The 20,681-nt window shown below is 70.5% G+C and carries 22 protein-coding genes and 1 riboswitch; of the genes, 11 read left to right on the top strand and 11 right to left on the bottom strand.

Annotated features, from left to right (window positions below):
* Nucleotides 1-14 precede the first annotated feature (14 nt).
* Both ACWPQI_RS14255 and cobT read right to left on the bottom strand, forming a co-directional pair.
* Entirely contained in the window at nt 15-767 is a 753-nt protein-coding gene (locus ACWPQI_RS14255) for an adenosylcobinamide-GDP ribazoletransferase (RefSeq protein WP_048770961.1), read from the bottom strand.
* Nucleotides 767-1,870: a nicotinate-nucleotide--dimethylbenzimidazole phosphoribosyltransferase gene (gene cobT / locus ACWPQI_RS14250; RefSeq protein WP_474738382.1), complete on the bottom strand. Its 1,104-nt coding sequence runs from the start codon at nt 1,868-1,870 to the stop codon at nt 767-769. Before cobT ends, ACWPQI_RS14255 begins: the two co-directional genes overlap by 1 nt.
* 134 nt (nt 1,871-2,004) lie before the next feature.
* On the opposite strand from cobT, the gene ACWPQI_RS14245 reads away from it, so the two are divergent.
* Entirely contained in the window at nt 2,005-2,220 is a 216-nt protein-coding gene (locus ACWPQI_RS14245; RefSeq protein ID WP_040275257.1) for a hypothetical protein, read from the top strand.
* Nucleotides 2,221-2,323: 103 nt separating this feature from the next.
* Here ACWPQI_RS14245 and ACWPQI_RS14240 read toward each other — a convergent pair whose 3' ends face one another.
* Nucleotides 2,324-2,989: a DUF3043 domain-containing protein gene (locus ACWPQI_RS14240; RefSeq protein ID WP_010594336.1), complete on the bottom strand. Its 666-nt coding sequence runs from the start codon at nt 2,987-2,989 to the stop codon at nt 2,324-2,326.
* 145 nt (nt 2,990-3,134) lie between these two features.
* Between ACWPQI_RS14240 and ACWPQI_RS14235 the strand changes: the two genes are divergently transcribed.
* A complete protein-coding gene (locus ACWPQI_RS14235) occupies nt 3,135-3,485 on the top strand; it encodes a HesB/IscA family protein (protein WP_010594337.1) in 351 nt (116 codons plus the stop codon).
* A gap of 113 nt (nt 3,486-3,598) precedes the next feature.
* Nucleotides 3,599-4,570, top strand: coding sequence for a carbohydrate kinase family protein (locus tag ACWPQI_RS14230; protein ID WP_010594338.1), 972 nt, complete (start codon nt 3,599-3,601; stop codon nt 4,568-4,570).
* Nucleotides 4,571-4,633: 63 nt separating this feature from the next.
* Here ACWPQI_RS14230 and asnB read toward each other — a convergent pair whose 3' ends face one another.
* Nucleotides 4,634-6,559 (bottom strand): asparagine synthase (glutamine-hydrolyzing), encoded by a 1,926-nt coding sequence (gene asnB, locus ACWPQI_RS14225; RefSeq protein ID WP_010594339.1) that lies wholly within the window; start codon nt 6,557-6,559, stop codon nt 4,634-4,636.
* Between the two features lie 272 nt (nt 6,560-6,831).
* Here asnB and ctaC point away from each other — a divergent pair, with 272 nt between their 5' ends.
* Complete coding sequence (gene ctaC, locus ACWPQI_RS14220; protein WP_119699851.1) at nt 6,832-7,896, top strand: aa3-type cytochrome oxidase subunit II; 1,065 nt, start codon at nt 6,832-6,834, stop codon at nt 7,894-7,896.
* Nucleotides 7,897-7,927: 31 nt separating this feature from the next.
* Nucleotides 7,928-8,344, top strand: coding sequence for a cytochrome c oxidase subunit 4 (locus ACWPQI_RS14215; RefSeq protein WP_010594341.1), 417 nt, complete (start codon nt 7,928-7,930; stop codon nt 8,342-8,344).
* A 102-nt stretch (nt 8,345-8,446) separates the two neighbouring features.
* On the opposite strand, the gene ACWPQI_RS14210 is transcribed toward ACWPQI_RS14215, so the two are convergent.
* Entirely contained in the window at nt 8,447-8,758 is a 312-nt protein-coding gene (locus tag ACWPQI_RS14210) for a hypothetical protein (RefSeq protein WP_010594342.1), read from the bottom strand.
* A gap of 167 nt (nt 8,759-8,925) precedes the next feature.
* Between ACWPQI_RS14210 and ACWPQI_RS14205 the strand changes: the two genes are divergently transcribed.
* Nucleotides 8,926-9,801: a cytochrome c oxidase assembly protein gene (locus tag ACWPQI_RS14205; RefSeq protein ID WP_461874953.1), complete on the top strand. Its 876-nt coding sequence runs from the start codon at nt 8,926-8,928 to the stop codon at nt 9,799-9,801.
* Nucleotides 9,802-9,939: 138 nt separating this feature from the next.
* Here ACWPQI_RS14205 and qcrB read toward each other — a convergent pair whose 3' ends face one another.
* From qcrB to ctaE, 4 genes are all read right to left on the bottom strand, one after another.
* Nucleotides 9,940-11,589 carry a cytochrome bc1 complex cytochrome b subunit gene (qcrB, locus tag ACWPQI_RS14200; protein ID WP_010594345.1) on the bottom strand — a complete coding sequence of 550 codons (1,650 nt, stop codon included), beginning with the start codon at nt 11,587-11,589 and terminating at the stop codon, nt 9,940-9,942.
* Nucleotides 11,586-12,713 carry a cytochrome bc1 complex Rieske iron-sulfur subunit gene (gene qcrA, locus ACWPQI_RS14195; RefSeq protein ID WP_010594346.1) on the bottom strand — a complete coding sequence of 376 codons (1,128 nt, stop codon included), beginning with the start codon at nt 12,711-12,713 and terminating at the stop codon, nt 11,586-11,588. The genes qcrB and qcrA overlap by 4 nt, the downstream gene beginning before the upstream one ends.
* Nucleotides 12,710-13,579, bottom strand: coding sequence for a cytochrome bc1 complex diheme cytochrome c subunit (gene qcrC, locus ACWPQI_RS14190; protein WP_026137666.1), 870 nt, complete (start codon nt 13,577-13,579; stop codon nt 12,710-12,712). The genes qcrA and qcrC overlap by 4 nt, the downstream gene beginning before the upstream one ends.
* Nucleotides 13,580-13,642: 63 nt before the next feature.
* On the bottom strand, nt 13,643-14,254 hold the full coding sequence (gene ctaE, locus ACWPQI_RS14185; protein ID WP_010594348.1) for an aa3-type cytochrome oxidase subunit III: 612 nt from the start codon (nt 14,252-14,254) through the stop codon (nt 13,643-13,645).
* Nucleotides 14,255-14,391: 137 nt separating this feature from the next.
* On the opposite strand from ctaE, the gene ACWPQI_RS14180 reads away from it, so the two are divergent.
* Nucleotides 14,392-14,838: a hypothetical protein gene (locus tag ACWPQI_RS14180; protein ID WP_048770970.1), complete on the top strand. Its 447-nt coding sequence runs from the start codon at nt 14,392-14,394 to the stop codon at nt 14,836-14,838.
* 65 nt (nt 14,839-14,903) lie between these two features.
* Complete coding sequence (trpD, locus tag ACWPQI_RS14175) at nt 14,904-15,977, top strand: anthranilate phosphoribosyltransferase (RefSeq protein ID WP_026137668.1); 1,074 nt, start codon at nt 14,904-14,906, stop codon at nt 15,975-15,977.
* A gap of 83 nt (nt 15,978-16,060) precedes the next feature.
* Here trpD and ACWPQI_RS14170 read toward each other — a convergent pair whose 3' ends face one another.
* A complete protein-coding gene (locus ACWPQI_RS14170; RefSeq protein ID WP_003934124.1) occupies nt 16,061-16,336 on the bottom strand; it encodes an Lrp/AsnC family transcriptional regulator in 276 nt (91 codons plus the stop codon).
* A gap of 42 nt (nt 16,337-16,378) precedes the next feature.
* Nucleotides 16,379-18,160, bottom strand: coding sequence for a DEDD exonuclease domain-containing protein (locus ACWPQI_RS14165; RefSeq protein WP_017680372.1), 1,782 nt, complete (start codon nt 18,158-18,160; stop codon nt 16,379-16,381).
* Between the two features lie 195 nt (nt 18,161-18,355).
* Between ACWPQI_RS14165 and ACWPQI_RS14160 the strand changes: the two genes are divergently transcribed.
* The 3 genes from ACWPQI_RS14160 to ACWPQI_RS14150 all read left to right on the top strand — a co-directional run bounded on the left by ACWPQI_RS14160 (nt 18,356) and on the right by ACWPQI_RS14150 (nt 20,670).
* Nucleotides 18,356-18,517 (top strand): hypothetical protein, encoded by a 162-nt coding sequence (locus ACWPQI_RS14160; protein WP_268965619.1) that lies wholly within the window; start codon nt 18,356-18,358, stop codon nt 18,515-18,517.
* Between the two features lie 148 nt (nt 18,518-18,665).
* A riboswitch (cyclic di-AMP (ydaO/yuaA leader) is annotated at nt 18,666-18,832 on the top strand.
* Between the two features lie 14 nt (nt 18,833-18,846).
* Entirely contained in the window at nt 18,847-19,428 is a 582-nt protein-coding gene (locus ACWPQI_RS14155; RefSeq protein ID WP_010594353.1) for a C40 family peptidase, read from the top strand.
* A gap of 198 nt (nt 19,429-19,626) precedes the next feature.
* Nucleotides 19,627-20,670, top strand: a complete 1,044-nt coding sequence (locus tag ACWPQI_RS14150) for an NlpC/P60 family protein (RefSeq protein ID WP_174557560.1) — start codon at nt 19,627-19,629, stop codon at nt 20,668-20,670.
* Nucleotides 20,671-20,681: the final 11 nt, after the last annotated feature.

The raw sequence follows: 20,681 nt of genomic DNA, 5'->3' as shown, positions 1-20,681 counted from the left end.
GCCGGCGGCCGTCGCTACCCGACGGCCGCGCTCAGCGCCGCCGCCACCACCGTCACCGTCGTCTCGAGGCCGGCTCCGAGCGCGTCGCCGTTGAGGCCGCCGAACCTGCGCACGCAGTGCCGCACCAGCAGCAGTGCGGCCACGAGCCCCACGGCGACCGTCGCCGGACCGGCCCACCAGGCGCCGGGCACGCACCAGGCGGCCGCGACGACCGCGACGACGGCCCACAGGACGCCCACCCCCAGCGGCTGCGTCCCGGCGACCAGGGCACCGAACCCGCTGCCCGGTGCTGCGGCCACACCGCGGCGGCATGCGAGCACGACCGCGACCCGGCCGGCGGTGACCGCGAGGACCACGGCGAACCACGATCGAACGTCGGCGAGCGCCCCGAACGAGGCCGCCTGCGCTCCCAGCACGAGTACCAGGGTGGCCGCCCCGAACGGCCCGGCGCCGCCCGACTTCATCACCTCACGTGCCCGCTCCGGCGGCCCGTAGCAGCCGAGCCCGTCGGCGGTGTCGCACAGGCCGTCGAGGTGCATGCCCCGCGTCGCGAGGCCCAGAAATCCCACCCCGATCAGGCCGGCGAGCAGGGGAGTGCAGCCGGCGGCGACGGCCGCCCAGAGCGCGCCCGCGGTGCCCAGGCCCAGCACGAGGCCGGCCACCGGTGCCGCAGCGATGGCCGCGCCCGCCGCGCTGCGATCGATGTGCCCCGGCCCCCGGATCGGCAGCACCGTGAGCCAGGACAGAGCGAGAGCGACGCCGCGCATCAGTCGCCGCGCGGCCCGGCGACCGGCGCGCCGTCCTCGTCGCGGGTGCTCACGCCGGCCTCGGCGAACGTGGCCATGTTCGTGAGCACCGCGACCGCACCGTGCAGGATCGGCAGCGCGGCAACCGCTCCCGAACCCTCGCCGAGACGCATTCCCAAGTCGACGAGGGGGTCGAGGTTCAGGTGCCGCAGGGCCAGCGTATGGGCCGGTTCGGTGGAGCGGTGCCCGGCGACCCACCAGTCCCGGGCCCCGGGAGCCAGCTCCTCGGCGACGAGCGCGGCAGCGGTGACGACGACCCCGTCGAGCACGACCGGGGTCCGGCGCACCGACGCCTGCGCGAGGTAACCGGCCATCGCGGCGAGGTCGGCACCGCCGGCGGTGCGCAGCAGGGCCACCGGGTTGCGGGCGTGAGGCCGGGCGCGGCGCATTGCGTCGCGGATCGCGGCGACCTTGCGCATCCAGGCGGCGTCGTCGATCCCGGTGCCACGGCCCACCGCCGCGACGGGTTCGGTGCCGGTGAGGGTGGCGATCAGCGCCGTGGCAGGGGTGGTGTTCCCGATACCCATGTCGCCCGCGACGAGGAGGTCGGCTCCCGCGTCGACCTCCTCGTCGGCGACGGTTCGTCCGGCGGCGATCGCCTGCAGGGTCTCCTGCTCGGTGAGCGCGTCCTCCCGGTCGACGGCGCCGCTCGACCGGCGCACCTTGTGCGCGGAGACGGCCGGATCCGTGTCGCCGTCGACGGCCATGTCCACGACCCGGACCCCGGCGCCGGCGACCCCGGCGAGCACGTTGACCGCGGCGCCACCGGCGAGGAAGTTGGCGACCATCTGAGCGGTGACCTCGGGGGGGTACGCGGAGACGCCGCCGCGGGCTACCCCGTGATCACCGGCGAACACCACCACGCGGGGACGGGCGAACGGCCGGGGCGGGACCTGCCCCTGGCAGGACGCGACCCAGCAGCCCAGTTCCTCCAGCCGGCCGAGGGAACCGGCGGGCTTGGTGAGGTCGCGCTGTCGGCCTTCGGCGCGCCGGCGGATCTCCGGATCGGGCGCGACGACGGGCGGGAAGACGATGTCGGCGGAGAAAACGGATTCGCTGCTCACGGGGCACCTTTCACGAAGTCGCGGAGGCCGAAGCCACCGCTGGACGCTATCAACCCGCTCTGCGGCAGAAAATCGACGGTAGATGGCCTTGCTGCCACTGTCTCGGCCGGGTCGCCGGCGACAGACTGTCCGTCATGAGCCAGGTCGTCGTGATCGTCCTCGTGCTGGCCACGCTCTTCGCCGGGCTCGAGCTCGCGCGGGCCCGTTCCCGTCCCGCGCCGCGCTGGGTGACCCGGGCATGGTGGCGCTGTGACCATTTCCGGCCGCACGATCCGTCGCCCCACGGTGGCGACCCGTCGGCCGGCTGGGTGCGCACCACGATCGACGCGCGCCGGTCGCCGCAGCACTGACCGGCGTGCCGGTCGCCGCAGCACTGATCGGCGTGCCGGTCGCCGCAGCACTGACCGGCGTGCCGGTTGCCGCAGCACTCACCGGCGTGCCGGTGGGCTGCGGTCAGACGGCGTCGCCGGGGGAGACCCGGGGCAGCGGCGCCCGGAGCTTGCGTATCTGGGAGGCCCGCACGAACGCGTACCACCCGAGACCGAAACCGCCCTCGGTGGTGTCGGGGAAACGGGCCCGGACCTTCTTGTTCACGAGACGGCCGAGGTAGATCCCCTCGATCACCATGAGCACGATCATCGCGAACATCGCGAGCGTCACGTACTGCTGGACCACCGGACCGAGGAACATCGTCATGATGAGGATGAGCGCCATCGGCATGAACAGACCCACGAGGTTGCGACGGCTGTCCACCAGATCGCGGACGTAGGCCCGCACGGGACCCTTGTCGCGGGGCAGCAGGTACTTCTCCTCGCCGGCGAGCATCCGGGTGCGGCGCTCGCCCGCGGCGGCGCGGCGCTCGGCGGCTCGAGCCTTGCGTTCGTCCTTGGAGAGGGACTGCTTGGCTGCCTTGCGGCGTGCCCGCGCCTCCTTGGCGGTCAACGGAGCCGGAGCGACGGGACCGCGCCGACGCGCTTCGGCCTCCCGGCGCTTCGGAGTGGGACGGCCCTTGCCGGTCGTCCCCTTGCCCCCCTCGGACTGCGGGGCGGCGACGGACTCGGACACACCGAGGTCCTCGTTGTCGGATTCGTCGGAACCGCCGCGGCGTAGCAACTTCACCCCTCCAGGCTATGGGAAAACCGGCCCGGCCGGGAAATCGCCCCCGGTCAGGCCCCCGCGCGGTCCGGTACCGCGCATGAGGAATAGATCCGCGCGCGGTACCGTTGAGGGAACCGGGTTTCACACGAAAGACGAGGGAGCGCCCATGACTGTGCAGGACGAGACCGCCACTCACGGCGTCACCATGACCGAGGCCGCCTCCGCCAAGGCGAAGGCACTGCTCGACCAGGAGGGCCGCGACGACCTCTCGCTGCGCATCGCCGTGCAGCCGGGTGGGTGTGCCGGCCTTCGCTACCAGCTGTTCTTCGACGACCGGACGCTCGACGGTGATCTCACCCGTGACTTCGGTGGCGTCGTCCTCGCCGTCGACCGGATGAGCGCGCCCTACGTCGAAGGCGCGTCGATCGACTTCGTCGACACGATCGAGAAGCAGGGCTTCACGATCGACAACCCGAACGCCACCGGCTCCTGCGCCTGCGGCGATTCGTTCAACTGACGCAGGTCCCGTAGTGCGGCCCCGGCGCGATCTCGCGTCGGGGCCGCACTGCTGTCCGGTGGGTGCGGGTAGCGTGAGATCGATCCCAGTCCTCCGCTGAAAGGCCCAGCCACGTGACCATCGCCGTGACCGGTTCCATCGCCACCGACCACCTCATGCGTTTCCCCGGACGCTTCGCCGAGCAGCTCGTCGCCGACCAGCTCAGCCACATCTCGCTCAGCTTCCTGGTCGACGACCTGGTGGTCCGCCGTGGCGGTGTGGGCGGCAACATCGCCTACGCGATGGGCGTGCTCGGCGGGGCACCGGTGCTCGTCGGAGCGGTGGGCGCCGACTTCGCCGAGTACCGCGCGTGGCTCGAGGGCAACGGCGTCGACTGCAGCCCCGTGCACGTGTCGCAGACCGCGCACACCGCGCGTTTCGTGTGCACGACCGACGAGGCGATGGCCCAGATCGCGTCGTTCTATCCGGGCGCGATGTCCGAGGCGCGGGACATCTCCCTCGCCGGGGTGACCGGGGCGCACGGTGTCGACCTGGTCCTGATCGGCGCCAACGACCCGGAGGCGATGGCCCGGCACACCGACGAATGCCGGCAGCTCGGCGTGCCGTTCGCGGCCGACCCGTCTCAGCAACTCGCCCGCCTCAGCGGTGAGGAGGCTGCGCGGCTGATCGACGGCGCCGCCTACCTGTTCACCAACGAATACGAGTGGGGACTCCTGCAGCAGAAGACCGGCCTGACGGAGGAGCAGATCCGCGCCATGGTCGGGTTGCGGGTCACCACGCTCGGCGGTAACGGTGTCGAGATCGTCGAACGGGACGGCCGCCGGACGCACGTGGGCGTCGTGCCCGAGCGGGCCAAGGTGGACCCCACCGGCGTCGGCGACGCGTTCCGGGCGGGGTTCCTGCTGGGACACCGGGCGGGCCTCACCCTCGAACGCGCCGCCCAGCTCGGCTCGCTCGTCGCGGTTCTGGTGCTCGAGACGACCGGCACCCAGGAATGGACCTTCGACCGCCCCGACGCGGTCAAGCGGCTGACGGTCGCGTACGGGCAGGCGGCCGCGGACGAGATCGCCGCAATCCTGCCGTGACCGGCCGGTGTGCCTTTTGGGCGGTCCCCACCGCCCAAAAGGCACACCGGCCGCGGAGCGGCCCTACACCTCGACGGGGTACGCCGGCTCCTGGATCTCCGGCACGATGCGCTGCTCGACGAAGATGCCGTGCCAGATCATGAACACCAGCACCGTCCACAGCCGCCGGCTGTGATCGGTCCGGCCCTCGCGGTGCTCGTCGAGCATCCGGGCCACGGCCGCCTTGTCCAGCAGGTGCTCGGTGCCCGACTCGGCGATCACGTCGCGTGCCCAGTCGAATAGTTCGGGTCCGCGCAGCCAGTGCCGCAGCGGCACGGGGAAGCCGAGCTTCGCGCGGTGCAGCACGTGCGGCGGGACGATGCCCTCGAGGGCTCGTCGCAGCGCGTACTTGGTGGTGTTCTTCGTGATCTTCTGATCCAGCGGCACCTGTGAGGCGACGCGGAAGACCTCCGGGTCGAGGAACGGCACGCGCAGCTCCAGCGAATTCGCCATCGTCATCTTGTCGGCCTTGACGAGGATGTCGCCGCGCAGCCAGGTGAACAGGTCGAGATGCTGCATCCGCGCGACAGGATCCCACCCGGCCGAGCGGGCGTAGATCGGCGCGGTGACGTCCTGGTGCGTCCACTCCGGACGGAAGTCGCGCAGCACGGCCCGCAGCTGCGCATCGTTGAAGCTGCGGGCGTTGCCGTAGTACCGCTCCTCGAGCGTCATCGACCCGCGATGGAGCAGGCTCTTCCCGCGGGTGCCCTCGGGGATGCGCTCCGACAACTTGCCGGCCGCACGCCGCATCGGCTTCGGCAGGTACTCGAACGGCTTCAGCGACAGCGGCTCGCGGTAGATGGTGTAGCCGCCGAACAACTCGTCGGCGCCTTCCCCGGACAGCACCACCTTCACGTGCTTGCGCGCTTCCTTGGCGACAAACCACAGGGGCACCAGCGCGGGATCGGCGACGGGGTCGTCCAGGTACCACACGATCTCGGGGATCGCGGCGGCGAACTCGGCGGGGGAGACGACCTTGACGACGTGGCGCGCGCCGATCGCGGCGGCGGACTCGGCGGCCACGTCGACCTCCGAGTAGCCTTCGCGCTCGAACCCGGTGGTGAAGGTGATCAGATTCGGGTTGTGCCGCATCGCGAGAGCCGCGACGGCCGTGGAGTCGATACCGCCGGACAGGAACGATCCCACCGTCACGTCGGCGCGCATGTGCTTGGCGACGGAGTCCTCGAGCGCCTCCGCGATCTCCCGGTAACGGTCGTCCTCGCGACCCGCGGCGAAGGGACGGACGGGAAACGTCGGCTCGAAGTACCGGGTGATCTCGGGGCGGCCCCCCGGACGCACCCGGGCGAAGCACCCGGACTCGAGCCGCCGGATCTCCGCGTGCAGGGTCTCGGGTTCGGGCACGTACTGCAACACCGTGTAGTGCTCGACGGCGCGGGGATCGAGTCCGGTGCCGATCCCGATCACCTCGGCCAACTCGAGCAGGCTCTTCTTCTCGCTGCCGAACGCGGTGCCACCCGTGCCCGTGGCCAGGAACAGCGGCTTGATCCCGAACGGATCGCGGGCGAGGAACAGCTCGCGCGTCTCGGTGTCCCAGACTGCGAACGCGAACATGCCGCGAAGTCGTCGCACCGCGTCGGCACCCCAGTGGTGGAACGCGGCGACGATCGTCTCGCTGTCGCCCTCGGTGGCGAACTGTGTCCCGTACTTCTCGGTCAGCTCGGCACGCAGCTCCAGATAGTTGTAGATCTCACCGTTGAAGGTCAGGGCATAGCGCTCCGGAGACTCCGGCGGGCCCCAACGCAGCGGCTGGTGCGAGTGCGCGATGTCGATGATCGACAGCCGATTGAAGCCGTAGACCAGGTCACCGTCGTGCCAGGTGCCGTGCTCGTCGGGTCCGCGGTGGCGCAGGCAGTGCATCGCGGAGTCGACCTTGGCGACGGCGTCGTCGCTGGTGCCGTCAGTGGTCAGTAACCCGAGCAGTCCGCACACGGCGTCCGATACCTCATTCCGGTTGGGATGGATTCGGCCCCCGGGAATGTTGCCGCGGCAGGGACCGACGGTCTGCATGGCAGTATGCCGCAGCCCGGGGGTTGCGGCAGCCGGCGGCCGGTGTCGACCCTGTCGTGAGCAGCGGGCACGCAACGACGCGACACGTTGTGTGCGCCCCGGGGATGGATCGCAGCCGGGTTTGGTCTACGCTGCGTAGTAATTGGGTCTGCCCTCCGGGTGTGCCCTAGTGGAATTGCGGCGATCAGGAAGGCGTGAACGTGGCGCAAGGTCGGATCCTTCGGCGGTTCGGGCTGGCAGCATCTCTCGGTATTGCAGCCCTGCTGCTGACGGGATGCAGCAGCGAGGAAGTCCTGCGTTTCGGCTGGCCGGAGGGGATTACCCCGCAGGCCGAGCGTATGCGTGAGCTGTGGACGTGGTCGGTCGTCGCCGCCCTCGTCATGGGTGTGCTGGTGTGGGGCCTGACCTTCTGGGTGGTCATCTTCCACCGCAAGAAGAAGGACTCGCCGGAGTTCCCGCGGCAGACGGCGTACAACGTGCCGCTCGAGCTGCTGTACACGGCTGTGCCGTTCGTCATCATCGCGGTGCTGTTCTACTTCACCGTGGTGGTGCAGAACTACGTCCTCGAGAAGGAGGACAACCCGAACGTCGTGGTCGACGTCACGGCGTTCCAGTGGAACTGGAAGTTCGGCTACCGCACGATCGATCTCGGTGAGGGCACGGCGCGCTACGAGGGCACCGACGAGATCGCCCAGGCCGCGGTCGCCGGTGACGACGAGGAGCATGCCGGCGGCGAGCACGAGGTGCCGGCACCGATCCACGGTCAGGAGGCCGAGGACCTGTCGTACCTGCACTACAACAAGATCGAGACCGTCGGCACCAGCAACGAGATCCCGGTCCTCGTCCTGCCGACCGACCGCCGGATCGAGTTCGTGCTCGCCTCCTCCGACGTGATCCACTCCTTCTGGGTGCCGGAGTTCCTGTTCAAGCGGGACGTCAATCCGAACCCGCTGAACAACAGCTCCGATCCCGTCTTCCAGATCTCCGAGATCCAGGAGGAAGGCGCGTTCGTCGGCCGCTGCGCCGAGATGTGCGGGACCTACCACGCGATGATGAACTTCGAGGTCCGCGCGGTGAGCCCGGAGCGGTTCGCGGAGTACATCGAGCTCCGCAAGCCCGTCGAGGACGGCGGTCAGGGCCTGACCAACGCGCAGGCGCTCGAGCGTATCGGCGAGTCCCCGGTCGCGACGTCCACCACCCCGTTCAAGACCGACCGCACCGACCGGGCGGCCAGCGGCGTCGTCACCGCGGGCAACTGACCGGTAACCCTCCGACCAAGGACAAGCTGATATGAAGATCGAAGCCAAGCTCTTCGAAGTCGTGACGGTGTTCTTCGTGCTCGTCGCCATCGTCTACGGAGTGTTCACCGGACTGTCCCGCACGGGCATCGAGTGGGCCGGCCTCACGGCGATCGTGCTCTCGGCGGGCCTGACCCTGATCGTCGGCACCTACTTCCGCTTTGTGGCCCGTCGCCTCGACACCCGCCCGGAGGACTACGAGGAGGCCGAGATCAGCGACGGCGCAGGCGACCTGGGCTTCTTCAGCGCGGGGAGCTACTGGCCGATCCTGCTGGCGGGGGCGGCCGCCTTCGCCGCCATCGCGCTGGCCTTCTTCCAGCCGTGGCTGATCGTCCTCGCCGTGGTGCTGATCCTGGCTGCGGCGGCCGGCCTGGTGTTCGAGTACCACGTCGGACCCGAGAAGCACTGAGCGCACGCAGAAGCACGACGCCCGCGGGGCGGCCTCATCGTGAGGCCGCCCCGCGGTCTTCTGCGTCTCCGGGAGCACCGTGCTGCGGACGACGGTCGGGGGTCACCGTGGCGACCGGCCCGAGGCGAGGTCGCGGGGCACGGGACCGACACCGGCATGCCGGCCCGGCAGAGTCGCGGCGTGCAGCTGTCCCGGTCCGCGGCCCCGGCGAGCTGCCAGAGCGTCCGCGACCACCCCGGTGACGAAGGCGTACACCGCCTTGTGCAGGACGTCGACCACCAGTTCCGAGCGTGGCCACGTCTGTGGCGGGGCACCGACCCCGGTGGCATTCTCCAGGATCTGATCGTTGGTCAGCCGCAGAACCGTGAACTTCGCGGACGCCCACGGCCCTCGTAACCCCACCTCCGACATCACCGACCGCACTATTCTCAGCACGGCACCCTGCCCGTAGTGCACGGCCCGGTTGTCGAGCTGCTGCCGTACGACCTCGCCTGGAACGGTTTCGCCCTGGTGCTCCTCGTCGGGGGCGCGGTCCTGCTGGTGCGGGCAGTCCGTGCGGACCACCGGTAGGCGGCGACGGCATGCACGACCACTCGATGCTCGCCCCGGGCAGTCCGGGGCTGCTGCACCTGCTCGTGGTCGTCGTCGCCGCGGCAATCGCCGGTACCTACCTTGCCGCGTCGAGCCGTCTTCGGCGGCGCGGCGACGTCTGGTCGCGGGCACGGGATGCGTCCTTCGTCGCCGGGTGTGCGATCGTCGCTGCGGCGACCGTGCCCCTGCCGGTGCCGGCTTTCACCGGCCACATGGGTGTCCACTTGGGGGTGGGGATGGTGGGCCCGGTGCTGCTCGTGCTCGCACGCCCCGTCACGCTCGCCTTGCGAGCGGTGCAGTCGGGTCCCGCGCGACGGGCGCTGGTGTCGGTAGCGCACTCGGGGCCCGTCGCGGTGCTCACAGCTCCGCCGGTCGCGGCCGTTCTCGATCTGGGTGGGCTGTGGCTGCTGTATCGCACCGGCCTGTTCGCGGTCATGCACCATAGTCCGCTGCTCGGGGCGGTCGTCCATCTGCACGTGTTCGCGGCCGGGGTGCTGTTCGCCTACGCGATCTGCCAGGTGGACCCCGTCCGGCACCGCTACGGTCTCGGATCGCGGGCAGCGGTCCTGTTCCTCGCCGGGACGGCACACGCGATCCTGGCCGAGAGCCTCTACGCGTCCCCACCGCCCGGTCACGAGGTCGCCACGTCGGATCTGCAGGCCGGTGCGTTGGTGATGTACTACGGCGGTGACCTCGTCGAGGTGGCGCTCGCCGTCGTGCCGGCCGTGGAGTGGTACCGCCGTACCGGCCGGGACCGGGCCCGGAGCGTCCGCCGGGACGCAGCCGAGGGCCTCCACGCTCCTCCTCGGACCGGTGTCGGCGCGACGCCGCGTGGGCACCGGAGTGCCGACACACCCGGACGGTAGCGGGCGGTCGCCCCGGGCGTCTGCCGAGGTGGGGGAGCGGTCGGATGCGCGCACGCGGCTCGGAGGGGTGCGGGATGCCCGCGAACGGCAGAGGCCCCGAACCGCGTGCGGTTCGGGGCCTCCGGCTTCGGACGGGCGTCAGTGCGTCCGGCCGTCACCGTCCGTCGGCGTGCCGTGGACGCGTTCCTGGTACTCGCTCAGGATGGCACGCTGCTCGACCTCGGCCTCGTGGTGCGCGGCCTCGAGGGCGGTCGCCTCCTCGGCCGGGTCCGCGCTCCACCAGCTGCCCGCGCCGGGCTTGCCGGCGGTGCCGAGCTTGTTCATGCGCTTGGGCACCGGAGCGCCCTGGTACTCGAGCGGGATCGGATGGCCGTGCTCGTCCACCGGGCCGAGCGGCTGGTGGATCTCGATGTACTCGCCGTGCGGCAGGCGACGGACGATGCCCGTCTCGATGCCGTGCTCGAGCACCTGACGGTCGCTGCGCTGCAGGCCCAGGCAGAACCGGTAGGTCAGGTAGTAGGCGAGCGGCGGGCCGAGCAGGATGCCGATGCGGCCGATCCACGTCATCGCGTTCAACGAGATGTCGAACTTGTAGGCGATGATGTCGTTGATGCACATGATGGTCGCGATGGCGTAGAAGGTCAGGGCCATCGCGCCGATCGCGGTCCGGACCGGGACGTCCCGCGGACGCTGCAGCAGGTTGTGGTGCGCGTCGTCCTTGGTGAACTTCTTCTCGATCCACGGGTAGGCGATCAGCACCGCGAAGACCAGGCCCATGATCACCGCGATCCAGAACACCGCGGGGATCGTGTACCGGCCGAACAGGTAGATCTCCCAGGCCGGCCAGATCCGGGCCAGGCCGTCCGTCCACATCATGTAGATGTCGGGCTGCGAGCCGGCGGACACCTGCGACGGGTTGTACGGGCCGATGTTCCAGACCGGGTTGATCTGGAGCAGACCGCTCATCAGGGCCAGCACCGCGAAGGTGATGGCGAAGAACGCGCCGGACTTGACGGCGAACACCGGCAGGATCCGGACGCCCACGACGTTCTGCTCGGTACGGCCGGGGCCGGGGAACTGCGTGTGCTTCTGGTACCAGACGAGCGCGAGGTGGGCTGCGATCAGGGCGAGAATGATGCCCGGAAGCAGCAGGACGTGCGCGACGTACAGGCGCGGGATGATGAGCATGCCCGGGAAGTCGCCGCCGAAGATCAGCCAGTGCATCCACGTGCCGATCACCGGGATGCTGATGGTGATGCCGGACAGGGCGGCGCGAAGACCGGTGCCGGAGAGCAGGTCGTCGGGCAGCGAGTAGCCGAAGAAGCCCTCGAACATCGCGAGGATCAGCAGCAGCGAGCCGATCACCCAGTTCGCTTCGCGCGGACGGCGGAACGCACCGGTGAAGAACACGCGCAGCAGGTGCACGATGATCGACGCGGCGAACATCAGCGCAGCCCAGTGGTGGATCTGCCGGACGAACAGACCGCCGCGCACCTCGAACGAGATGTCCAGGGTCGTCTCGTACGCGCGCGACATCGTGACGCCGCGCAGCGGGGTGTAGGCGCCGTCGTAGACGACGTGCGCGAGGGACGGATCGAAGAACAGCGTCAGGTACACGCCCGAGATCAGCAGGATCACGAAGCTGTACAGCGCGATCTCACCCAGGAGGAAGGACCAGTGGGTGGGGAACACCTTGTTGATCTGACGCCGCAACCCGGCCGCCGGGTGATAGCGCGAGTCGATGTTCTCCGCCGCGTGGGCGGCGCGGGACGGTGTTGCAGTACTCACGGGCGACGCTCCCAAAATGCCGGACCGAGAGCCTCGATGAAGTCGCCGCCGGCGACGAGGAAGCCCTCTTCGTTCACTGTAATAGGCAACTGCGGCAGTGCGCGAGCAGCAGGACCGAACAGGGGCTTGCCGTACTCCAGAGCATTGAACTGCGACTGGTGGCAGGGGCACAGGATGCGGTTGGTCTGCTGTTCGTACAGCGAGGTCGGGCAGCCCAGGTGGGTGCAGATCTTCGAGTAGGCGAAGTAGTCGCCGTAGTTGAAGCTCTCCTGGCCCTTGCGCTTGATCACCTTCGCGGTGTCCTCGGTGCGCAGGCGGATCAGCATGACGGCGTTGCGGATGCCGCGCAGGCCCTCGAGGAGGGCGTGCTCGTCACCGCGGTCGGACTCGCGGAACGGGAACACGGTCTCCATGCCGCCGGCGTCGAGGTCCTCCGGGCGGACCAGGACGATGTCGTTCACGCGCCCGGTGTCGCGGCGCAGGTAGATCGTCTCGCCCGGGTACCGGGGGGTCCAGCCCGAGACCCACAGCGGGGAGTCGTCGCCTTCGGCCCAGGGGTTCTTGATCAGGCCGCCGAGCGGCATGATCAGGCCGAGGCCGAGGGCACCGCCACCGAACAGCGCCGTGCGCTTGATCAGCTTGCGGCGCGGCAGCGTGGAGGTGTCCAGCGAGTCGGAGAGCTCGGCGACGATCGTGCGCCGGTCGACCTCCGAGGAGACACCGTCGTGCCGATCCTGGATCGACACCTCCTCCGGAATGAACTTCTTGGTGAACTGCACCGCACCGACGCCGACGCCGAGGATGGCCAGACCCAGGGTCAGGCCCAGCAGCGGCGTGTACAGGTTGTACAGCGCGTAGTTGTCCTCCCCGGGGCCCTGGTACTCCCACGGCCAGAAGATGAACACCGCGATGAACGCGAGGGCCGACACGCCCGCCAGCCCGAACCAGAAGGCGACGTTGCGTTCCGCGCGCTTCTCGGCGCGGGTGCCGCCGACGGGCCAGCGATCCTTGCGGAACGCCACGTCCACACCGTCGAGGTTGGTGCCGAGCGCGACGAGATCGTCGCGGCTCATCTGATCGAGATTCTCGATCGTGTGCTTGTTCGGCGTTTCGCCGCCACTCATGACCTTGCTCCGATCCACAGTGCCGCACCCACGACGGCGACGATCCCGACCACCCACATCGTCGGGCCCTCGGAGGCGGGGCCGAAGCCGCCCAGGCCGTATCCGCCGGGGCTCTGCGTCTCGCTGGACGCCTTGACGTAGGCGATGATGTCCTGCTTCTCCTCCAGCGTGAGCTGACGATCGGAGAACTTGGGCATGTTCTGCGGACCGGTCAGCATCGCGGTGTAGATCTGCTGCTCGTTCGCCGGGTCGAGGACGGGCGCGAACTTGCCGGACGACAGTGCGCCACCCCGGCCGGTGAAGTTGTGGCACGAGGCGCAGTTCTGGCGGAACAGTTCGCTGCCGCGCGCGACGTCGTCGCCGCGCAGCGAGGACTGCGCGATCTCACCGTTCTCGTCGCGGATGAGCGTGGGGCCGCCACCGTTGGCCTGGATGTAGGCGCCGAGGGCGTCCGTCTGGGCCGCGTCGAACTTCGGCGTCTTGCGCAGGGCCTGGGCCTCGTTGCGCATCATCGGCATGCGGCCGGTGGAGACCTGGAAGTACACGGCTGCCTCGCCGACACCGATCAGGCTCGGGCCGCGGTCCTGCACACCCTGCAGGTTGGCGCCGTGGCACGTGACGCAGGAGGTCTCGTAGAGCTGCTTGCCTTCGCGGATCAGTGCCGACTGATCCTCGTTCGCCGTCGCCACCTGCGGCGCGGGGGTCAGCGCGGAGGCGAGGAAGCCCGCGCTGAGCAGGCCGAGGGCGAGCACCAGCGCACCGGTGACGCGGCGGCGCAGCTTGCGCTGACGGCGGGACTTGGCGGACGCGGCCGCGGACTGACCGGGCATGTCACCCTCGGAAGCGAGAGGTGGGGATGAACTCATCTGTATCCCTTTGGTATGTCGGGACGGACTGGACGTCAGGGGGCTGCCTGGGCGTTCAGCTGGCTAACGGATGAAATAAATCGTGGCAAACAGCGCAATCCACACGATGTCGACGAAGTGCCAGTAATAGGAGACGACGATCGCTGCGGTGGCCTGCGCCGGCGTGAACTTGCTGACCCTCGTGCGTACGAGGAGGAACACGAAGGCGACGAGGCCGCCGATGACGTGGAGGCCGTGGAATCCGGTCGTGATGTAGAAGACCGACCCCCAGACCATGCTCGAGATCGTCACGCCTTCCGCGACCAGCTGGGTGTACTCGAAGCCCTGGCCGAGCACGAAGAACGTGCCCATGGCGAGGGTGATGAGGTACCACCGCCGGAGGCCGAACACGTCGCCGCGTTCGGCGGCGAACACGCCCATCTGGCAGGTGAAGGAGGAGGCGATCAGCACGAGGGTGACCGGCACCGCCAGCGCCAGATTGAGATGGACAGGCTCCGGCGGCCAGTTGCCGTCGGCCTGTGCCCGGGCCACGAAGTACATGGCGAAGAGCCCTGCGAAAAACATGAGCTCACTGGACAACCACACGATGGTGCCGACGCTGACCAGATTGGGCCGGTTCAGCGAGTGCACGCGCTGGGTGATTGCAGTTCCTGAAGTCCCTACTGCGCTCGTCACGTTCGCAAGTATGACTGGTCGTAGTAACTCTTGGGCACTCGGGGCTGAAATCGGCGCGTCTTTGCTGGTGACCGGCCTGTGAGTCCCCGATCCGGGGGGTCGTCGCGCCCCGTCGCCGAGCATGGGATCGTGGTGCGATGAGCAGTGGTGCAGGGGTGTGGAGCCGGGTCCGCCGGGTGTTCTCACGCAGGCGTCCGGAGCCGCTCGATCCGTCGCGGCCGGACCTGGTGGTGGTGGTCTCGTCCTTCGACGACGTCGAGGCCTGTTCGACCGCCCTCGAGCGGGGCTCGGCGTCGGAACCGGCCTGGTCCCCGGAAGCGGAAGCCGTGCTGCGCCATCACCTCGAACTGCCGGCCGATTCGGTGGATCAGGCGATCGCCCTCTGTGGACGGGACGGGTACGCCCCCGCACAGCCCGCGCGTCCCGCCGGGACCGGCCTCGAGGCCGTCCTGCTGCAGCGGGTGCAGGTGCTCGATGCGCTGCACTGTTCGCAGGAACGGTCGCGGATGGCCTCCCTCGCCCAGCGCCTGGGCGGCACCGCGCTGGGGTGGGACGCCCTGCAGCCGGCGACGGGCGCTGACTAAGCTCCTCCGTGCGCCGCCGACGACGGCGTCGGACAAAGGAGCGAGATGCGGCGAGGGCAGGTGCGATGAACGCTGGACGACAGGCGGATGCGGTGGCCCGGAGCTGGCCGGCGGTCCTCGGTGCGCTCACCGCCGGACGCGACCTCGCCCGGGCGGAGGCCCAGTGGGCGATGGACGAGATCATGTCCGACAACGCCACGGCCGCGCAGATCGCCGCGTTCGGCGTCGCGCTGAAGATGAAGGGCGAGACCCCCGAGGAACTGCTCGGCCTCGCCGACTCGATGCTCGCTCATGCGCGCCTGGTGCCGGTGGACGACGACGTCGTCGACATCGTGGGCACCGGAGGGGACCGGGCGAACACGGTCAACATCTCCACCATGGCGTCGCTGGTGGTGGCGGCGTGCGGGATCCGGGTCGTCAAGCACGGCAACCGGGCGGCGTCGTCGAAGAGCGGCGGCGCGGACGTGCTCGAAGCGCTGGGCGTGCACATCGACCTCGGTCCCGAGGCCGTCGCGGAGTCGGTCGCCGAGGCCGGTATCGGCTTCTGTTTCGCACCCGTCTACCACCCGGCGCTCCGGTTCGCAGCCGCACCGCGCAAGCAGATCGGCATTCCCACGGTGTTCAACGTGCTCGGGCCGTTGACCAACCCGGCCCGGCCCCGCGCCGGCCTGATCGGATGCGCCTTCCCGGAGTTGATCGGCACGGTCGCCGGGGTCCTCGCCGAGCGGGGCAACTCGGCCCTCGTCGTGCGCGGCGACGACGGTCTCGACGAACTGACCACGTCCACGACGTCGACGGTGTACGTCGTCCGGGACGGCCACGTGAGCACCGTGAGCCTCGATCCCACCGACCTGGGCGTCGCCCGGGTGCCGCTCGAGGCGCTGCGCGGCGGCGACGCCACCGACAACGCCGTGATTGCGCGGGCGGTCCTCGCCGGGGAGCACGGCCCGGTGCGCGATGCGGTCCTGCTCAACGCCGCCGGGGCGATCGCCGCCTTCCGGGGGTTCGAGGGGTCGCTCGCCAGTGCCCTGGCGGCGGGGATGCAGACCGCAGCCGAGGCGCTGGACTCGGGCGCTGCGGCGGCTGTCCTCGCTCGCTGGGCCGAGGTGACCACCCGGCTCGCCGCCGGGTCGAGGTGACCACCCGGCTCGCCGCCGGGTCGAGGTGACCACCCGGCTCGCCGCCGGGTCGAGGTGACCGCGGGGCGGACCGGGCATCCGTCCTATTCGCCGATCGAGAACCCGGCCTCGACATCGGCGCTCGAGTACGACTGGAAGGCGATGTGCGTCGCCGTCTTGGCCACGCCCTCGAGTTTGTTGATCCCGCGGGTGACGACCTCGGCGATCTCTTCGTGGTCCCGCACCCGCAGCAGCGCGATCAGGTCGATGTCGCCGGCGCAGGAGTACACCTTGTCGACACCGGCCAGATCCGCGACCGCCTGAGCGGTCTCCGGAATCCGGTGGGCGTCGGCGTGGATCAGGACGATGGCGTGGATCATGAGCTCTCCTCGGCTGCCGGGAACGGACGTGCGGGCGAGCACTCAGCGTAGGGGGTGCGCGACCGGGACCGGCTCGGCCCCGGCACGTGCCGTCCGGGCGAGTTCACCCCACTGCGCCCAGGCGCCGGCGCCGCGAAGCGGCTCGGACCAGCCCTGGGAGGTTCGGACGATGCGGACCCCGTCGTCGTGGAGCCAGCGGACCAGCAGGCCGAGTTCCTCGACGAGCGCGCCGCGCAACGGCGCCGTCGTCGGCCGCACCGTCTCGGCTGCCGCGACGATCGCGTCGACCACGGGCATCGGCGGGACGCCGCGCGGAGCGACTCCCGCCCCCGCGAGCCGGCCCGCCCGGATCACCGCGAACTCCCAGCCGCCCTCGACGCGCCGGCGGGCGGCGACCAGCTCGTCCACCGCCGCGAGCGCGGCCAGGCGCTGCGTCCGGCGCAGTGCGAGCACGGCGTCGGCCGTCCGGTCCCGCAACCGGGCCGCGCTCTCGAACAGTTCGGCAGCGCCGAGGTGTTCGACACGCCGGCGCATCCGATGCAGCGGCTCGTCGTCGTCGCCGCGAAGCAGGGCGCGGGCGAGATCCACCTGCTGCGCGTACTCGGCGGGTGTCTGCAGTCCGGCTACTGCGGCAGCGCAGGCTCCGACGGCGTCCGGCGGGCAGTGCTCGCCGTGGCGCTTCGTGCGGGGGATCCGGCGGGTGCAGGTCCGAAGGCGGCAGAACTCGGCGACGGTGGTGGCGACGGCGGCGGCGTCGGCCCGCGACGAGAACGGGCCGACGGCGTCGACGGTGGGGCCGCCGACCGGATGCGGGGGAGCCGCGGCGGGTGTCCGCACGACGGACAGCCGGGGGAACGCCTCGTCGGTGAGGGTGATCCACCAGCCCCGGGCGGGGAACTTGGAGCGGCGGTTGTAGGGCGGGGCGTGCGCGGCGAGCAGCCTCAACTCCCGCACCCCCGCCTCGAGGGCATGGGCGCATTCCACGTGGTCGATCCGGGTGGCGAGCGCCACCATCTCCCTCAGCCGGGGCCGGGTCTCGGAACCGGTGAAGTAGTTGCGCACGCGGCGGCGCAGGTCGACGGCCGTACCGATGTACAGCACCTCGTCGGAGGGCCCGCGGAACAGGTACACACCGGGCCGTCGCGGCAGGTGTGCCGCGAGGGACCGCTTGGCGCGTTGCTCCGCGGTGACCGCCGGCAGATAGTCCCGCAGTTCGGTGAGGCTGTGGACGCCCTGGTTCCCGACGCGCTCGATGAGCGCGTGCAGGACGTCGACGGTGGCGCGGGCATCGTCGAGAGCACGGTGCGTGGGCGTGGTGGACACACGGAACAATTCGGCCAGCGCCGACAGTCGCACGGACGGGGCCTCGTCCCGGCCGAGCACGCGGCGGGCGAGCTTGACCGTGCACAGCACCGTGAACCGGGGCCACGCGACCTCGGCGCGGGACGCTGCGGCCCGCAGGAACCCGACGTCGAAGCCCGCGTTGTGCGCGACGAGCACGGCCCCGGCGGCGAACTCGAGGAACGAGGGCAGAACCTGCTCGATCCGGGGCGCGGAACGCACCATGGCGGTCGTGATGCCGGTGAGCTGGACGATGTTCGGCGGGATCGAACGGCCCGGGTCGACGAGCGTGGCGAACTCGCCGAGAACCTCGCCGCCACGGATCTTGACCGCGCCGATTTCCGTGATGGCGTCGTCCGTGGAACTGCCGCCGGTGGTCTCGAGGTCGACGACGACGAACAACGTCTCCCGCAACGGCGTGTCCAGTTCGTCGAACCCGAGCTGCACCCCGACGGCGGGATCGGGTCGGCGGGGCACGGTCACGTCGTCAGGGTAGGAGTCGGGTCCGACACCGCGGGGAGGGGGATCCGGCACGCCGGCAGAGGGATCCGACACCGCCGGGTGGGGGAAGAGAGGGGTCGGACGCCCGGAGTCGGCTCGACGAGACGAGGATCACATCGTCGATCGCCCGGGCGGGTGTGGGCGGCGTGCCGACGGGGTAACGACTCGGGTGGTGCGGTGGGACGTGTCGCCGCGGTGGGCGGTGTCGCGGGCGTCCTCGCCGCCGCGATCGCCCGCGAGACCTGCGACGACGTGGCAGCGGGCCGGTGGTCGGCGCGGGACGTGCCGGAGGTGGCCGCCGTGCCGTCGTCCCTCGAACCGACCGTTACGTTTCCGTGATCGAACGGCCGGAGCCGTCCGGCCCGAATCGGGCATATCCGTCAATCCGCGGCGCGTACGGCGCGGGCGGTCGACATCCTCCGATGCGATTTCGTAATCTTTTCGAGACCAAGCGGTGAGGATGTCGAACCACCAGAGGGGAGACGCCGCTCGGTCACCGCCTAATCGGCGCATCCGCAACGGGTGCCCGAGCCGGGGACCCACGTTGTCCTCTGGGGTGAATCCCTCCGACCGCACCCGCGGAACGGGGGGTAGGGCTGATCTTCCCAGCCCGAACCCGTCAGCTAACTCGGTCGGCGGACGAACGGAAGAAATGGAGCAAACCCCTCGTGGCGTCTCAGATTTCCAAGCGCACCGTCCGGCGCGCTGTCGTTGCCGGTGCCCTCGCTCTCGGTGCGGTCACCGTCTCTGCCGGACCCGCACTCGCCGAGCCGGTCACCATCCCCGGCGTCGGCTCGTTCGACCTGCCGGCCGGCGTGACCCTCCCGCCGGAGGTCGCCAACCTCGTCCCGCCGGCCCCGCAGGGTGCCGCACCGGCTCCGGCCGCGCCCTTCAGTGCGCCGGTCACCTCGGTCGCCCAGCGCGCCGTGGACGCAGCCCACAGCAAGCTCGGCGCCCCCTACGTCTACGGCGCCGCCGGTCCGAATGCCTTCGACTGCTCCGGCCTGGTGCAGTGGGCCTACAAGCAGGCCGGTCTGAACCTGCCGCGCACGAGCTACGACCAGGCCGCCGCCGGCCGGGCCGTGGACGTCTCCGCGCTGCAGCCCGGCGACGTCGTGTCGTTCTACGGCGGTAGCCACTCCGGCATCTACATCGGCAACGGCAACGTCATCCACGCGTCGACCTCGGGTCAGCCCGTGAAGATCGCGCCGATGAACTCGATGCCGGTCGACGGGGCCCGCCGCTACTGAGCGACGACTCCACGACTGTCACGCACTGCAGCGGGGGCGGACCGGTCGACGCCGGTCCGCCCCCGCTGACGCTCCGGACGGGCACTACCGGCGCAGGGTGAGCTACCGGCGGGTAGACACGAACCGGAGCCCTTCCGTAACCTGATCGAGATTTTTCGGGTAACGGGTGCGCAACGTCGAACGAAAGGACCTGGTCCCGTGGTGGTGGACAGGACGAAACGGTCGCTTCGGGCGCTGATGATCGGGGTGCTCCTCGCGGTGTTCTCGGTGGCCGTCCCGGCCGGTGCCGATCCGGTGGGGGAGAGCCCCACCGCCGCACTGGAACGGCTGGCCGAGTTGTCGCGCAAGTCCGAGCAGACCACCGAGGCGCTGCACAACGCCGGAATCGACCTCGACGCGAAGGTCGAGGCCCAGCGGGCCGCCGAGGCAGCTCTGGCGCGCGATCGCGAGGCGCTGGCCGCCGCGGAAGCGGAACTGGCCGTCTTCCGGCCCACCGTGGACAAGCTCGCCGTCGCCAACTATCGCGGCGCCCGCACCAACCGGCTGTTCGCCCTGATGGTCAGCGATTCGCCCCAGCAGCTGCTCGACCAGATGTCGGCGCTCGACGTCATCGCCCACCAGACCGCCGACCAGGTCGCGGGATTCCGCACCGCGTCGGCCGCGGCCGCGGAGGCTGCGCTCGCATCCGAGCGTTCGGCCGACGAGGCCCGCGCCGCCGCCGAGCAGGCCCAGGTCGTGCGGGACGAGCTGCAACGGCAGCAGAGCGAACTCGAGGCCCGGATCGACGAGGTGCTCGCGGCCTTTGCCGACCTGAGCGCCGAGGAGAAGGCCACCCTGGCCGGCGCCCCCTTCCCCCCGGGATTCGATGCCGAGAAGATCCTGTCGAGTCTGGCCCCCGGCAGCGGCAGCGGCGCCCTGCAGGCCGGCATGACCCGGATCGGCAGCCCGTACAGCTGGGGTGCCACCGGCCCGTCCGAGTTCGACTGCTCCGGCCTGGTGGTGTGGGCCTACAAGCAGATCGGCAAGAACCTGCCGCGGTCGAGCCAGGCCCAGGCGCAGGGGGGCACCCCCGTCCCGCGGGATCAGCTCCAACCCGGCGACGTCGTGACGTTCTACGACGACGCCTCGCATGTGGGGCTGTACGCGGGCAACGGCAACGTCCTGCACGCCTCCACCTACGGCGTGCCGGTCAAGGTTGCCCCGATGGACAGGATGCCGTTCCACAACGCCCGCCGGTACTGACGTCCGTCGCG

It is taken from the genome of Rhodococcus sp. LMD, from assembly GCF_056108245.1.
Note: the sequence above shows the minus strand (reverse complement) of the source record. Positions and strands in the feature narration are given on the sequence as shown.